Annotated in this window: 10 protein-coding genes; 6 read left to right on the forward strand and 4 right to left on the reverse strand. The window is 61.8% G+C overall.

Annotated elements, in window-relative coordinates:
• The first annotated feature begins 12 nt into the window (after nt 1–12).
• The 3 genes from thrC to JJD66_RS05730 all read left to right on the forward strand — a co-directional run bounded on the left by thrC (nt 13) and on the right by JJD66_RS05730 (nt 6,720).
• Entirely contained in the window at nt 13–1,422 is a 1,410-nt protein-coding gene (gene thrC / locus JJD66_RS05720) for a threonine synthase (RefSeq protein WP_003193958.1), read from the forward strand.
• 221 nt (nt 1,423–1,643) lie between these two features.
• Complete coding sequence (locus JJD66_RS05725) at nt 1,644–5,216, forward strand: transporter substrate-binding domain-containing protein (RefSeq protein ID WP_200647741.1); 3,573 nt, start codon at nt 1,644–1,646, stop codon at nt 5,214–5,216.
• Nucleotides 5,217–5,475: 259 nt separating this feature from the next.
• Nucleotides 5,476–6,720, forward strand: a complete 1,245-nt coding sequence (locus JJD66_RS05730) for an EAL domain-containing response regulator (protein WP_200647742.1) — start codon at nt 5,476–5,478, stop codon at nt 6,718–6,720.
• On the opposite strand, the gene JJD66_RS05735 is transcribed toward JJD66_RS05730, so the two are convergent.
• Complete coding sequence (locus tag JJD66_RS05735) at nt 6,689–7,351, reverse strand: response regulator transcription factor (protein WP_034128635.1); 663 nt, start codon at nt 7,349–7,351, stop codon at nt 6,689–6,691. The genes JJD66_RS05730 and JJD66_RS05735 overlap by 32 nt on opposite strands.
• 207 nt (nt 7,352–7,558) lie before the next feature.
• Here JJD66_RS05735 and JJD66_RS05740 point away from each other — a divergent pair, with 207 nt between their 5' ends.
• Nucleotides 7,559–7,843, forward strand: coding sequence for a DUF3509 domain-containing protein (locus JJD66_RS05740; RefSeq protein WP_020301357.1), 285 nt, complete (start codon nt 7,559–7,561; stop codon nt 7,841–7,843).
• Nucleotides 7,844–8,015: 172 nt separating this feature from the next.
• Here the strand turns inward: JJD66_RS05740 and JJD66_RS05745 are convergent, their stop codons facing one another.
• On the reverse strand, nt 8,016–9,215 hold the full coding sequence (locus JJD66_RS05745; RefSeq protein WP_020301356.1) for a CaiB/BaiF CoA transferase family protein: 1,200 nt from the start codon (nt 9,213–9,215) through the stop codon (nt 8,016–8,018).
• A 137-nt stretch (nt 9,216–9,352) separates the two neighbouring features.
• On the opposite strand from JJD66_RS05745, the gene JJD66_RS05750 reads away from it, so the two are divergent.
• Nucleotides 9,353–9,895: a YaeQ family protein gene (locus JJD66_RS05750; RefSeq protein WP_003193952.1), complete on the forward strand. Its 543-nt coding sequence runs from the start codon at nt 9,353–9,355 to the stop codon at nt 9,893–9,895.
• A gap of 157 nt (nt 9,896–10,052) precedes the next feature.
• Nucleotides 10,053–11,762 carry a single-stranded-DNA-specific exonuclease RecJ gene (recJ, locus tag JJD66_RS05755; protein WP_200647743.1) on the forward strand — a complete coding sequence of 570 codons (1,710 nt, stop codon included), beginning with the start codon at nt 10,053–10,055 and terminating at the stop codon, nt 11,760–11,762.
• Between the two features lie 135 nt (nt 11,763–11,897).
• Here recJ and JJD66_RS05760 read toward each other — a convergent pair whose 3' ends face one another.
• Both JJD66_RS05760 and mprF read right to left on the reverse strand, forming a co-directional pair.
• On the reverse strand, nt 11,898–13,178 hold the full coding sequence (locus JJD66_RS05760) for a virulence factor family protein (protein ID WP_200647744.1): 1,281 nt from the start codon (nt 13,176–13,178) through the stop codon (nt 11,898–11,900).
• Nucleotides 13,178–15,820 (reverse strand): bifunctional lysylphosphatidylglycerol flippase/synthetase MprF, encoded by a 2,643-nt coding sequence (mprF, locus tag JJD66_RS05765; RefSeq protein ID WP_014719775.1) that lies wholly within the window; start codon nt 15,818–15,820, stop codon nt 13,178–13,180. Before mprF ends, JJD66_RS05760 begins: the two co-directional genes overlap by 1 nt.
• Nucleotides 15,821–15,924: the final 104 nt, after the last annotated feature.

Raw genomic sequence — 15,924 nt, forward strand, 5'->3', positions numbered from 1 at the left:
GAGGAGCCAGTCATGCGTTACATCAGCACCCGCGGCCAGGCACCGGCCCTGAATTTCGAAGACGTTCTGCTGGCAGGCCTTGCCACCGACGGCGGCCTGTATGTGCCGGAAAACCTGCCACGCTTCACCCAGGAAGAAATCGCCTCCTGGGCCGGCCTGCCGTATCACGAACTGGCTTTCCGAGTGATGCGCCCGTTCGTGACCGGCAGCATTCCGGATGCGGACTTCAAGAAGATTCTGGAAGAAACCTATGGCGTGTTTTCCCACAACGCCATCGCGCCCCTGCGCCAACTGAACGGCAATGAGTGGGTACTGGAGCTGTTCCACGGCCCGACCCTGGCGTTCAAGGACTTCGCCCTGCAACTGCTCGGTCGCCTGCTCGACTACGTGCTGGAAAAACGTGGCGAGCGCGTGGTGATCATCGGTGCTACCTCCGGCGATACCGGCTCGGCGGCCATCGAAGGGTGCAAGCACTGCGAAAACGTCGACATCTTCATCCTGCACCCGCACAAGCGCGTGTCGGAAGTGCAACGTCGCCAGATGACCACCATCTTCGGTGAGAACATCCACAACATCGCCATCGAAGGCAACTTCGATGACTGCCAGGAAATGGTCAAGAACAGCTTCGCTGACCAGAGCTTCCTCAAGGGCACGCGCCTGGTGGCGGTCAACTCGATCAACTGGGCGCGGATCATGGCCCAGATCGTCTACTACTTCCACGCTTCGCTGCAGTTGGGTGGCCCGGCGCGCTCGGTGTCGTTCTCGGTGCCTACCGGCAACTTCGGCGATATTTTTGCCGGTTACCTGGCGCGCAACATGGGCCTGCCGATCAACCAGTTGATCGTCGCCACCAACCGCAACGACATCCTGCATCGCTTCATGAGCGGCAACCAGTATGTGAAGGAAACCCTGCATGCCACGCTGTCGCCGTCCATGGACATCATGGTGTCGTCGAACTTCGAGCGCCTGCTGTTCGACATGCACGGTCGCAACGGCGCAGCCCTGGCCGAGCTGATGAACAGCTTCAAGCAAGGTGGCGGTTTCAGCGTCGAGCAAGAGCGCTGGACCGAAACCCGCAAGCTGTTCGATTCCCTGGCCGTGGACGATGCGCAGACCTGCGAAACCATCGCGCAGGTCTATGCCGAGACCGGCGAAGTGCTCGACCCGCACACGGCTATCGGCGTGAAAGCCGCCCGCGAATGCCGCCGCAGCCTGGATATTCCAATGGTGATCCTCGGTACCGCGCACCCGGTCAAGTTCCCGGAAGCGGTCGAGAAAGCCGGCATTGGCAAGGCCCTGGAGTTGCCGGAGCATTTGACCGACCTGTTCGAGCGCGAAGAGCGCTGCACCGTGTTGGCCAACGACCTGAAGGCGGTGCAGGCGTTCGTCAGCCAGCATGGCAATCGGGGCAAGCCGCTCTAATCAAGAATGGGGTAGCGGGTTTGTGTGGGAGCTGGCTTGCCTGCTATGCAGGCCCGGCTCCCACATTCAGCTAACTCACCCGCTAACCATGAGGCGGATATCAGGCTGCTACAGGTATGCATTCAGCTTTTTTTGCAGTCGGCCAAGCCCGTCCTCGTGACGGGCTTTTTCATTCTGGCGAGCCATACTTGCCCAGTCGCCCAATCAAGGAAACCCAACCGGTGCAGGTTTTGATTCAATGGACGTTGAAGCTGGTGTGCCTGTTGTGGCTTATCCAGGTGCCCATGAGCCTGGCCGCCGTCAGCCTGCCGTTCAAACTGGTGCCGGCGTTTATCCCGCTTGAACCTATGCCGCTGGCGCCAACGGAGCAGCAGTGGTTGGCGGCGCATCGGACACTCAAAGTGGGCATCTCGATAGATGACTACCAGCCGATCGATATCACCCGCGACCGCAATCGCTACCAGGGCATCAGCGCCGATTATTTGAGCCTGGTTGGCGCGCGGCTGGGTGTGCCCATGCAAGTGCTGGGCTTTTCCGAGCGCGCCCAGGCGGTTGAAGCCCTGCGCAACGGCACCATCGACATTCTCACCAGTGCCAATGGTTACGAGCGTGACGTACCTGGCCTGCAATTCACCCCGGACTACATGCCCGACCGCTCGGTGGTGGTGCTGCGTCGCGACGATACCCAAGGCGACGATCTGGCCGGCAAGAAGCTGGTGTTGCTCGACGGCTACGCCAACGTGCAGAAGGTGCACGCGGCGTATCCCGACAGCCACATCATGCTCGCCCCCAACCTCTACAGCGGCCTCGAAGCCTTGAAGCAAGGTGACGTCGATGCGTTTATCGGCAACGAAGTGATTGTGCGCGCCTATAAGTCGCTGCGGCCTTACCTGGGGTTGCAGATCAAGGAGCAGAGCCGGCTGGCGCCCATCGGTTTTGCCTTCGCCACCCGCCAGGCCGATCCGTTGTTGGGGGCCATGATGAATCGCGCGCTGGCAAGCCTCGACGAGTCGGTGCAGCGCGAAATCCTCGCGCGCTGGACCACCGGGCTCGGCGTCGGTATCAGTGGTGAGCGCATTGCGTTGTCGGCGTCGGAACAGGCCTGGGTGCGCGAGCATCCCCATGTCGTGGTGGTGGCCCAGCAGATGTCTCCGTACATATTCAAGGATAAGGATGGCCACTGGGTTGGCTTGAATGTGGATTTGTTGCATCGCATCACGCGCATGACCGGTTTGCAATTTGTCTTTGAAGAGGTGCACTCCACCGCGCAAACCCTGGAATGGCTGGAAACAGGCAGGGCGCAGATGAACACGACCCTGGCCGTTAACCGCGAGCGCAGCACAGTGCTCAACTTCAGCCATGGGTATGGCGGGTCCGGCTGGGTGTTTGTCGAGCGTGCCGATGCCGCGCCGCTCACCGGCTTGAAGCAGTTGGACGGCAAGGTGCTGGCGCTGCCGGCACGTCATGTATTGGAAAATGATATTCGCCATGCGCATCCGAACATCACGTTGCGCCTGGTGGACAATTACAACCAGGCCCGTGAGCTGGTACGACGGGGCGAGGCGGCCGCTACCATTCAAACTGAAGTGGAAGTGCAGAGTTACCCGGAAGATGGCCTGCGTATCGGCCGCAGTGTCGATGGCAAGTGGTCGTCCAACTGCCTGTCGGTGCGCAAGGACCAGCCTGAGTTGCTGAGCATTTTGAATAAAGCCCTGGAGGCGCTGCCGGTGGCTGAGTTGAGTGCCTTGCGCTTGCGTTGGATCGGTGCCGTGGCGATTCCGCTGCCGGCTTGGCAACGCGTACCGCCATGGGCCTATTGGACGGTGGCCACGGCGCTGCTGTTTGTGTTGGTGTCGCTGGTGTGGAACAGCCGGCTCAAGCGCCAGATTCACCAACGGCTGGAGGCCGAGCAACGGCTCAATGACCAGTTGGCGTTCAAGCGCGCACTGCTCGACGGCATGCCCAACCCGCTGTTCGTCCGCGACCTGGACGGGCGCCTGGTGACCTGCAATAAAAGTTATGAACAGCAATTGGCGACCCGGCTGGAGCTGATCCAGGGCCTGACGCTGATGGAGAGCAAGGTCGTGCCCGACGCCACAGCGGCGCGGCTGCACGAAGGCCACATGGAGCAATTGGCCACGCAGCAGCCGTTGTTTGTCGACCGGCAATTGGAGCTCAACGGCGGCAGTTATCACGTCTACCAGTGGACCGTGCCTTTTTTTGATGCCCAGGGCCGTCTGCAGGGATTGTTGGGCGGTTGGATCGATATCAACGAACGCAAAGACCTGGAGCGCCAGTTGATGGACGCTCGCCAGGCCGCCGACGAAGCGAACTACGCCAAAAGTGCATTTCTCTCGGCCTTGAGCCACGAGATTCGCACCCCCATGACTGCCATCATTGGCTTGCTCGAACTGGAGCAAGAGCGTTGTCTGGCAAGCGGCCAGCCGGTTTCCGAGGCGCTGCAGGTGGCCCATCGTTCGGCGCGCGAGCTGATTGCGCTGATGGGCGACAGCCTGGACTTGGCCAAGATCGAAGCCGGCCACCTGCAGCTGGCGCCACAGACCACTGAGTTGAAGCGCTTTTTCGAGGGTATCCAGAGCCTGTTCGAAGCCACGGCGCAAAAGAAGGGCCTGCATCTGACCCTGGCGTTTGATCCGGCTGCTCAGGGTTATTACTGGTTCGACCCGCTGCGGTTACGCCAGGTGATGCACAACCTGTTGGGCAATGCGCTCAAATTTACCGAGCGGGGCGGGGTTCACCTCAGCGTGACCTGCCAACGGGATGAGACCGATAGCGAATACCTGCACCTGTGCGTCAAGGACAGCGGCCCGGGCATCAGCGCCGAGCAACAGCCGCGGGTGTTCAAGCCGTTTACCCAAGTGAGCGCCCTGACCGCTGCGCAACACGGCGGCACCGGTCTGGGCCTGAGTATCTGCAAGCAACTGGTGGAATTGATGGGCGGGAGCATTCACCTCGACAGCGTGGTGGGCGAGGGGACGGTGGTGTGCATTGACCTGCGCCTGGACCGAGTCAGCACCGATGATGTGCCGGCAACGCCCGCCGCAACGTTGTCATCGACGGGGCGTAGCCTGTCGGTACTGGTGGTGGATGATTTGGCGGCCAACCGCCTGGTGCTGGCGCAGCAGTTGCAGTTCCTCGGTCACCAAGTGGTCGCCCTGGAGTCGGCCGAGGCCGCGTTGCAACGCTGGCGTGAGCAGCGTTTTGACGTGCTGGTCACCGATTGCCAGATGCCCGGCATGTCCGGCTATGCCTTGAGTGCCGCGATTCGGCGCCTCGAAGCCGAGGAACAAAGGCCTCGTAGCGCGCTGGTGGGTTGCACCGCGAACGCCATGAAAGATGAACAACGCCGCTGCGAGGACGCCGGTATGGATGAGCTGCTGGTCAAGCCGGTGACCCTGGAACACTGGACCCAAGTGCTGGCCCGCGTGGCGCCCCGGCGTTCGTTCGATATCCAGGCCCTGCGCACCATGACCCAGGCCGATGGCCCGGTGCTGCAGAGCATGTTGCACGAACTGGCCAAGAGCCTGGACCACGAACACGAGGTATTGGCGGGTGCCCTGGCCGAGCGCGACGTGGCACGCTTGAATGCATCGCTGCACCGGCTCAAGGGCATTTGCTCGCTGGTGGACGCACTGCCACTGGCCAAGGCTTGTGTCGCCCTTGAGCAGTGCGCCCGTGAACAGCGCGGCGCCGAGCTTGAAGAACCCTGGCTGCGCTTGTCCGAGGTGCTCAAGGCGTTTCGTCGCGACCTGCAACCCTATCTGGATGCGTAACACCTTAATGCCGATCAGCTAAGCGAATGCAATGCTCAAGGCAACGAAGATCCCCTGTGGGAGCTGGCTTGCCTGCGATAGCGGTAGTGCAGTAACAGATGTAGCGACTGGCCCACCGCCTTCGCAGGCAAGCCAGCTCCCACAGGAGAGCTGCGCTTGCCCCTCCCACATTTAAGCAAGCTTTTCGGACACGTCCTATGGGGTACACCACGGCATGTGGCTACTGTGCAGGACTTTCCCTGTACCGACATCCTTACCCATGCGATCCCTGAACGTCCTGATCCTCGAAGACAACCCGTTTCAACTGATGGCTCTGCACCAGATGCTCAATGCCAACGGCGTGTTCAATGTACGGGCCGCGGAAACGGTCGAAACCGCCCGCCAGTCTCTGGACAGCAAAGGCCCGGTGGATATCGCCATCTGCGATTTGTACCTGGAGCAGGGCGATGGCCTGGAATTGATCCGCGAGTTGGCGGAACGCCGCCTGGCCCAAGTATTGATTCTGCTCAGCAACGCCGAGCCCGACGTGCTGGAAGGTGTGGCGAACATGGCCTGCCAATTGGGACTCAAGGTCTTGGCGTGTTTGCCCAAGCCGGCTTCGGCCAAGTTGATCGGGCAACTACTGAGCGATTGCCAGGTACATTTTCGCCCAGGGCCACCGATGTTGTCCTGGGAGCGCGTGCGCCAACTGTTGGGCTTGAGCGAGCGGGAACAACTGCCGCCCTCGGCAGACGTCAGCCAGGCGACTATCGCTGCCTGTGGCAGGGTCTGGTACCAGCCCATCGTCAGTCAGGCCGGTGTGTTGCAAGGGGTGGAGGCGCTGGCGCGTTGGCAGTTGCCGGACGGTGAGCTGTTGCTGCCTGACGAGTTCCTGCCGGTGCTGGAGTTTGCCGGCATGGAAGAGGCGTTTACCTGGCATGTGCTGGAGCAGGCGCTTGGCCTGGCGAACCAGGTGATGGGCGAAAGCGGCCAGGTGCTGCCAGTGGCCGTGAACATCCCCGGGCGCATGCTGGAGCGCGAGCACTTTCCCCAGGTGCTGCAAGGTCTGCTGCAGTTGCACGGTGTACCCGCCCATAGCCTGACGCTGGAGCTGGTGGAAACCTCGACCTTGAAAACCGACAGCGCCCATGTCACCGGCTTGCTGCGCTTGCGTATGTTGGGTTGCCAGTTGTCCATCGGCGACTTCGGCATGGGCGGCACCAGCCTGCAGCATTTGCTGGAACTGCCTTTTACCGAGCTGAAAATTCCCCCGGCGTTTGCCTGTGGGATGGCCAATGATGACCGCAAGGCGGCGGTGGTGGCGGGCGCCATGAGCATGGCGGCGCGCCTGGACGTTGCCGTGGTGGTCACCGGCGTGGAAACCGCCGCCGACTATCACGCTGTGGGCGAACTGGGCGCGGCGTGGCTGCAAGGCTGCTTTATCGCCCGGCCGATGGACGCCGCGGCGCTCAAGCAATGGATCGCGTTCCAGGCTAGGCCAGCCCGTGTTCCTGCACGTAAATAAACAGGGCGGCATCGTTGGCCAGCCCCAGCTTGCGCATGGCGCTGACTTTTTGCGCGCTGACGGTCTGCTTGCTGCGATGCAGGTGCGCGGCGATCTCGCCCACCGTCATACCACTGGCCAACAGGCGAATCACCTCCAGCTCCCGGGGTGACAGGTGCTCCTGGGAATGCAGGCGATCAGCGCCGACTTCTCCGGCCAGGCTCAGCGCCTGGCGGATGGTCTGGGCCACATAGGTGCGTTGCTGGCGCACCTGGCGGATCGCCTGGGGCAGCTCATCGGCCAGGCTGGCCTTGCTCAGCAGGCCCATCACACCCAATGCCAGGATGGAATGAAACAACCCGGCATTGTTGAGCATGGTCACCACCACAATGGGCAGGTGCGGATAGTGCCGGCGCAGTTGCTCGATCAAGCGCAGCCCGTCGGCCTGGGGCTCGACGGGCATCATGAAGTCGGTCACCACCACATCGCAGGCACAGTGTTGCAACAACGCACTGAGGGCCTGGGGGGAATTGGCCTCGCCGACGATGCTGATGTGCGGGTCACGTTCGAGCACGGCGCGCAGGCCAATCAGGAAAATCGGGTGATCGTCGGCAATCACGATACGCAAGGGCGGTTCAGACGCAGCTCTCAAGGCAGGCTCCCGGGACAATCGAGGGATTCTAGCCTGTGCGCCGTTGTTTTTTCTCTGTCATCTTTTCCGTGCATGCTCGTTTTCCTCAAGCAGTGGATTACACAAAAGGTAGAACTTTCTGCTTTGAGCACGGGTCACTTGAATGTCAGCCTCTTCGTGACATTTTTGTTTTTCGAACCTTTTTCGAATGATTGAGTGGTGATCGAGATGGAAAGTATCAACCTATTGCTCAGCCAAGCACTGAGCCCTTATCAGGTTACGCTGACCTCTGCCGGTATGCGCGACGACTGCCTGGTAACCGTGAAGAACCCCGGTGGCGCCATCGTGGTTGAACGTGAAGTCGATCGTGCGCAATTGAGCGACAAGCGCGCGCTGGTGGATGTGGTGGATTGCCTGCTCCGCGATCTGAAAATCGCCGAAGGGCGCCTGGAACCTTCAGTCATCGCTGCCTTGCGCAACGCCTCCCAAACCCGTGGCGGCGCACTGGCATGAAACATTATTTTTCTTCGGAACCTTCCTACAAGGTGTTCAGTCAGAGTTTGTAACAGCAAGAGCAGGCATTGTGCTCCGGTGTTTGTCGCTTGCTGTGCGGGTCTTTTTGTAGACCACGTTTAACCCCGAGTTGTCTCCCCACTGCTCGGGGTTTCTTTTTGCCTGGGATTTGTCAGATCGCGCCATCCTCGCGCAGGCGAGTGATAGCCGCCGCGTCGTAGCCCAAGGCATTGAGCACCAGGCTGTTGTGTTCACCCAGTTGCGGGCCGACCCATTCGCAACTGCCCGGTGTATCCGAGAGCTTGGGCACGATGCCGGGCATCTTGAAGTCCTTGCCGCCCGGCAACTGCGCCTTGAGGAACATTTCCCGGGCCAGGAATTGCGGGTCGCCCAGCATGTCTTCGGCGCTGTAGATGCGGCTGGCGGGCACCTCGGCTTTGTTCAGATGCTCAATCACCTGGTCGAGCGACAGCGAATTGACCCAGCGATCAATCACGCCGTACAGCTCGTCACGGCGAGCGTCACGCCCGTCATTGCTGGCCAGTGCAGGGTCGTTCGCCAGGTCGTCACGGCCGATCACGCGCATGAAGCGCTTGAAGATCGCATCGCCATTGGCGCCGATCTGCACATGCTTGCCGTCTGCGGTGGTGTGGATCGAGGACGGGGTGATGCCGGGCATGATGTTGCCGGTGCGCTCACGGATAAACCCGAACACATCGAACTCGGGGATCATGCTTTCCATCATGGCGAAGATAGCTTCATACAGCGCCACATCCACCACTTGGCCCAGGCCGCCGTTGACTTCGCGGTGACGCAGCGCCATCAGCGCGCCGATCACGGCCCACAACGCGGCAATCGAGTCGCCGATGGAGATCCCGGTGCGCACGGGCGGGCGGTCCTCGAAGCCGGTGATATAGCGCAAGCCGCCCATGGACTCGCCCACCGCGCCAAACCCCGGCTGGTCCTTCATCGGCCCCGTCTGGCCGAAGCCCGAGAGGCGCACCATCACCAACTTGGGGTTGAGTGCGTGCAGGGTTTCCCAGCTCAGGCCGAGTTTTTCCAGCACGCCTGGGCGGAAGTTTTCGATCAGGATGTCGGCGTCGGCCAACAGTTGCTTGAGGATCGCCAGCCCCTCAGGGTGCTTGAGGTTGAGGGTCAGCGACTGCTTGTTGCGTGCCTGCACAAACCACCACAGCGAAGTGCCTTCATACAGCTTGCGCCATTTGCGCAGCGGGTCGCCGCCGTCCGGGGATTCGACCTTGATCACCTCGGCGCCGAATTCGGCGCAGATGCGTGAGGCAAACGGGCCGGCGATCAAAGTGCCCAGCTCGATGACTTTCAGGCCGGCAAGTGGTTTGGCAGTGAGCGACATGGGGATCCTTACAAGCGCGGGATGTTGATGTACTGCTTTTTAACATAGGCGAGCCGCGCGGATGCAGCGCAGTATTCGTTCAATGCCCTCGCCATCGGTTAGACTGGCCGCCTTTCCTTGTCTTTAGAAGCCCGTTCATGGCCCAGCCGTCCACGACCTACAAATTCGAACTCAACCTCACCGACCTCGACCGCTCGGTGTACGAGAGCGTCAAACAGACCATCGCCCGCCACCCTTCGGAAACCGAAGAGCGCATGACCGTGCGCCTGCTGGCCTACGCCCTCTGGTACAACGAGCAATTGGCGTTCGGGCGTGGCCTGTCGGATGTAGATGAACCGGCCCTGTGGGAAAAAAGCCTGGATGATCGGGTTTTGCACTGGATCGAAGTCGGCCAGCCGGATGCCGACCGCCTGACCTGGTGCTCGCGCCGCACCGAGCGCACCAGCCTGCTGGCCTATGGCAGCCTGCGCGTTTGGGAAGGCAAGGTGGTGCCGGTGGCCAACAACCTGAAAAACGTGCACATCGCTGCCGTACCCCAGGAAGTGTTGGAGACCCTGGCCAAGGACATGCCGCGGGTGATCAAGTGGGACGTGATGATCAGCGAAGGCACGATCTTTGTGACCGATGACCGTGGCCAGCATGAAGTGCAACTGCAATGGCTGGTCGGCGAGCGCGGTTGAAAAGGTGGGAGCTGGCTTGCCTGCGATGGCATCCACTCGGCGTGCCTGATGTACCGAGTCGTATGCATCGCAGGCAAGCCAACTCCCACACTTGATATTTGTTGCGTTCACTATCTGTGTTTAACCGATGTATTAGAAGAGAAGCTCCCGTCACCCCATGCGTATCGATCCCCGCCCATTGCCCGCCGTCCTGCCTTTTCTCGGTGAACTGCCGCCGCTGTTGACCCGCCTTTACGCCGCACGCGGGGTGCAGTCGGAGGCCGAGCTGGACAAGAGCCTGGCGCGGTTGATTCCCTATCAGCAGCTCAAGGGCATCGACGCCGCGGTGGATTTGCTGGTGACGGCCCTGGAGCAGCGTCAGCGCATCCTGATCGTCGGTGACTTCGACGCCGATGGCGCCACGGCGAGCACCGTAGGCACCCTGGGCCTGCGTTTGCTCGGCGCGGCCCATGTCGATTACCTGGTGCCCAACCGCTTCGAATACGGCTACGGCCTGACCCCGGAAATCGTCGCGGTGGCGCTGGAGCGCGAGCCGCAGTTGCTGATCACCGTGGACAACGGTATCTCCAGCGTCGAAGGCGTGGCGGCGGCGAAAGCGGCAGGGTTGCAAGTGCTGGTCACCGACCACCACCTGCCCGGCGATGAACTGCCGGCCGCCGACGCCATCGTCAATCCGAATCAGCCTGGCTGTACGTTTCCCAGCAAGGCCCTGGCCGGTGTCGGCGTGATCTTTTACGTGCTGATGGCCCTGCGCGCGCGCTTGCGCAGCCTGGGTTGGTATGACAGCAAGCCCCAGCCGAACATCGGTGAACTGCTCGACCTCGTGGCCCTGGGCAGCGTCGCTGACGTGGTGCCGCTGGACGCCAACAACCGCATCCTCGTGCATCAGGGGCTGGAGCGTATTCGTGCCGGTCGGGCGCGGCCGGGCATCAAGGCGATCCTGGAAGTGGCCAAGCGTGATCATGCGCGTATCACCTCCACCGACCTGGGTTTTATCCTCGGCCCGCGCCTGAATGCCGCCGGACGTCTGGATGATATGAGCCTGGGCATCGAATGCCTGCTCACCACGGACTTCGCCGCCGCACGGGAAATGGCTGCGCAACTGGACGGCATGAACCAGGACCGTAAGTCCATCGAACAAGGTATGCAGCGCGAGGCCCTGGCCCAGCTCAAGGACCTGCCGGTGGAGTCGATGCCGTACGGCTTGTGCCTGTTTGATCCGGAGTGGCACCAAGGGGTGATCGGGATCCTCGCGTCACGTATGAAGGAGCGTTATTTCCGCCCGACCATCGCCTTCGCCGATGCCGGCGATGGCCTGCTCAAGGGCTCTGGACGCTCGGTGCAAGGCTTTCATATCCGCGATGCGCTGGCGGTCGTCGCCAGCCAGCACCCCAACCTGATCACCAAGTACGGCGGCCACGCCATGGCGGCGGGGCTGACCTTGCCCGGGGCCAACTTCCCATTGTTTGCGCAAGCCTTCGATGCCGAAGTGCGCCGGCAACTGCGCGAAGAAGACCTCACCGGTCGCCTGCTTTCAGACGGCACCCTGGCGGTGGAAGAGTTTCACCTGGAACTGGCCCGGGCCCTGCGCCATGCCGGCCCGTGGGGGCAGCACTTTCCCGAGCCGTTGTTTCACGGGGTATTCCAGTTGGTGGAGCAGCGGGTGGTGGGTGAGCGGCATTTGAAAGTGGTGCTCAAGAGCGAATGCGGGTCGGTGAAGCTCGATGGCATCGCCTTTGGTGTGGACCGCGAAGTGTGGCCAAACCCGACGGTGCGTTGGGTGGAATTGGCCTACAAGCTGGATGTGAATGAGTTTCGTGGCAATGAGACGGTGCAACTGATGATTGCGCACATCGAACCGCGCTAGTTTTCATCAACACCACGTACCACTGTGGGAGCGGGCTTGCCCGCGATGACGGAGTGTCAGTCAACGCTACTGTGACTGAGCCAGCGCTATCGCGGGCAAGCCCGCTCCCACATTGGGTCTTGGATTAAGCTGGAATTATTCGGCTTTGGCCTGATGCTTGACGATAATATCCACCAACCGCTTGGCCAGCGCCGGGTAGTTCTCATCGAAGTGATGCCCGCCCGGCAGCTTCATGGCTTCACCCACGGCGGTCTTGTCGGTGCAGCCACTCTCGTCGACTTCTTCGGCGCCGTAGATGCACACGACTTTCTCAGGCGGCAGCTTGGCCATTTCCGGGCCGGTGGCGGCCTCTTTGCCGGCGTTGCCGAGCCAGCCTTCCACTTCGATTTCAAAGCTGCCGGTGCGGGCGAAGGCCAGCAGGATGATCGCGTCCACCCGTTGCTGTTCGTTCTCTGGCATACGGTTGTAGATCGCCGGCAATACGTCGGCGCCGAACGAGTAACCGGTCAGCACGAAGCGCTTGGTGCCCCACTTTTGCCGGTAGTGTTGCATCAGCTCGGTGAGGTCCTTGGCGCTTTGCTCCGGCGTCTTGTGCTGCCAGTAGTAGCGCAGGGTGTCGATGCCCACCACCGGGTAGCCGATCTTCGCCATCTCGCCCGCCACGTCGCGGTCCAGGTCGCGCCAGCCGCCGTCACCGGAGAGGAACAGGGTCACGGTGTCCTTGGCTTGGCCGGCAGGCACTTCCACCACCGGAATCGCCAGGCCGCCGTTGTCCGAACCGACCAGTTGCTTGCGCAGTTCGTTATTCAGCACCTGTGGGTAATGAATGTCGTAGTCGCTGATGCTGGTGGTGGCGCGCGGTGTGTCGCGTACGAAACTGGCGCTTTCATCGTCGGGGTTATCGTTCCACGCCACCAGCCAGCTGCCATGGGCGGCGGTTTTCGGCAGCGGGTCGTTGCAGCCTTCCTGTTTCAGGGCGAAGCCCACGGAGATGGCGTTGGCCTTGTCGTCGTTCTGGGTGGCCAGCCAGCGCCAGGCGAGTGCGGCGCCAGGGCCGATGCCGCTGACCAGGGTTGCCGGGCCTTTCAGCTGGGCCAGGGCGCCTTGCAGGGCTTTTTCCTGCAGCGCGCAGTCATCTTTTGGCAGCACCACCTGAACCAGTTGCGCTGAACCGCCCTGGCTCAGGGCAATCAGTTGGCTGTCGGTCAGGGTTTCGTCGGCCATCACCGCTACTGCCACGCGGGCTTTTGCGTTGCTTGCCGGGGTTACGCGGGTCATTACCGAACCGTCGGCCTGGGGCAAGTGCTCCAGGGTCGGTTGCGGGGCAGGGCGGTTCCAGTACCAGAAGCCACCCGCCGTGATCAGCGCAAGCAGCACCACTAAAGCCAATACATACCGCCAGGAGCGTCGAATCATCAGCGTTTCACCAATCCAGTCAAGCCGCCCGCGATCAGGGCGGCGGTATCGGCCAATGCCACCAGCGGATCCAGTCCTGCGGGCACGGCCATGTAACGGGGTTCCCAGTCGGGCTGGAACTTGTCTTTGAAGCGGCGCAAACCTTGGAAGTTATACAGTTGCTCGCCACGGCGGAACACCATCGAGCCCAGGCGCTGGGTCAGCGGTGCGCCACGGCGCGGTTGCAAGCCCGACAACGGCACCATGCCGAGGCTGAAGCGCGCGTAGTCGTGGCTCTTATAGTGTTGAATCAGGCCCACCATCATGAACTCCATGGTCAACTTGGGCGCGTCCGGGTGGGCACGCATCAGGTCGAGGCTGGCCAGATCATGATTGTAGGTTTCGAGCAGATTGGCGAAGGCCACCGGGCGCCCTTCGAAGCGAATGATCGCGATACGAAAGTGCTTGAGGTAGTCATCGCTGAAACGGCCCAGGGAGAAGCCCTTTTCCCGCACATTCTTACCTGTAAGCCAGGCATCGGAGATGACTTTTAATTCATCCATTGGCGCCTTGCCCGGTTCGCAGATTTCCAGTGACAGGCCGTCCCGGGTGCCACGGTTCCAGGTGTAGCGCAAATCCTTCATTTCTTTGCCCTTGGCTTCCAGGTCAAAGCGTTTCAGGTCGACGCGGGCTTCTTCACCCAGTTTGATCGCGGTGAGGCCGATGTCCATGTAATACGGCAGGTTCTCGGCGCGTACCTGGTAAAACACCGGACGGGCGTGGTGGATGTCGCAGAGGTCGCGGAACTGCCAGATCATCTCGGCGCGCGGTTGGGTCGGGCCGATCGGGTCGTACAAAGCCACCAGGCTACGCCCGCGACGGGCATACATCAGGAAGGCTTCATCGTTGGGGTGAAACAGCAGCGCCTTGTCGCCGGTGAGCGCCAGGCCGCCGTCGGGTTGGGACGAGGCCATCAGGATCTTGCTGGCGCGCTCCAGTTCTTCCGGGGTCGGCAGGTGGATGACCGGGCGTGCCGTGCGCAGCAGCCAGGTCAGCGACACGATCACCAGCAACACGGCGGCGCCGAGCAGCGAACGCAAACCACGCGGGGCGTTGGCGTCGAGGGTGAACTGCCACCAGAGTTGGTGACTGTAGGGCACGTCCTGATAGGCAAACAGCAGCAGCCAGATCGAGGCACCGAGCACACAGACACTGGCCACCAGGTACAGCGGCGAAAACGGCAACTCGGTCAGGCGACTGGCGCGGTAGAACGAGCGCCGGAAGATGGCCAGCAGCACTGCGGTCATGGTCATCAGGCTGGCTTCTTCCCAGTCGAAGCCTTTAAGCAGCGAGAGCAGGGCGCCAACCAGCAGCAACACCATGGTCAGCATCCAGGCGGCCGACAACCGCCGGCGCAGGCCCTGGGCGAGCAACAGGCATAACACGCCGATCAGGCTGGCACCGAAGTGCGACGCGTCAATCAGACGATGGGGAATCAGGAAGCCGATGTTTTCCAGGCGTGAGTCGATCTCTGGCGTGGCGCCGGAAAACAGCAGGACCACGCCGGACAAAAAAACCAGGACGGCCAATACTGGCGCTGCCAGCCCCGACGCTACCCGCAGGCTTTGCTGGGTCTGGAACAGGCGCTGGGCCTCATTGACCAGCAGGAATACACAGGCGATCAACAGTGGCAGCACCACGTAGATCATGCGGTACAGCAGCAAGGCAGCAGCCAGGGGCGCGGCACCGAGTTTGTCGGCAAAGGCCGCCAGCAGGATCGCTTCGAATACGCCCACGCCGCCCGGCACATGGCTGAGCACACCGGCGGCCAGGGCCAGCAGGTACACCAACAGGAACGGGCCGAAGGGCGGCGCTTCCGGCAACAGCAGATACAGCACGGTAGCGGCTGCGGCGACGTCCAGTGCGGTGATGATCAGTTGCAGGAACGTCAGGCGTCGGCCAGGCAGGCGCAGGGTACGGCGCCCGGCCTTGACCAGCAGGTTGTCGGGGTAAGGTTGCTCCGGCAGGCGGCGGCGATAGATGCCGATGCACAGCAGGGCCGACAACAGCAGCACGGCGCCGGCAATGCCGCCGAGCAGGCTTTGCGATAAATGCAGGTAAGTGGAGGCGGCTGGCAAGTTGCTCAACGTGGCCAGCGCGGCCAGCGGCGGCAGCGCACAGCCCAGGGCCAGGCTGGCGAATACAGTCATGTGCGCCACTTCCGAGGCGCCGATGCCATGGCGTGCATATAAACGGTAACGCACCGAACCGCCCGAGAGCATCGACAAACCAATGGCGTTGCCGATAGCAAAGGCGGTGAAGCCACCCAGGGCCAGGGTCTTGGCGGGCAATTGCACGCCGGCATAACGCGCGCCGGAGAATTCATAGCCGAGCAGGATCACAAAACCGGCGACTGCCGCCGCAAAGGCCCCCAATAGCGCAGGCTTGGGCACTTCCAGGATCGAATCGTGCAGGGCGTAGAGGTCCAGCTCCAGCAGCAGGTGCCGGCAGGCGATCAGGGCGATTGCAAACAGCAGGAGCGTCACGGCCAGGCCGATGGGCTGGCGATACTTGCTCAACAGGTCCAGCCACCGCAAACGGGTGGGAGTGATCGGTTGTTCTGCTGTGACGGTGTCTTGTGGTTCAGACGAGTTGGCGCGCATCAATCACCTCGTGGATTGTGCGCGACAGGATGGAGGTATCCAGCCAAGTTACCAATCCCTATGGACAAAATAATTACAAATATTAACGCGGATCACCGGACGCG

The organism is Pseudomonas sp. MF6751 (assembly GCF_016613265.1).
Taxonomy (GTDB): Bacteria; Pseudomonadota; Gammaproteobacteria; order Pseudomonadales; family Pseudomonadaceae; genus Aquipseudomonas; species Aquipseudomonas fluorescens_BV.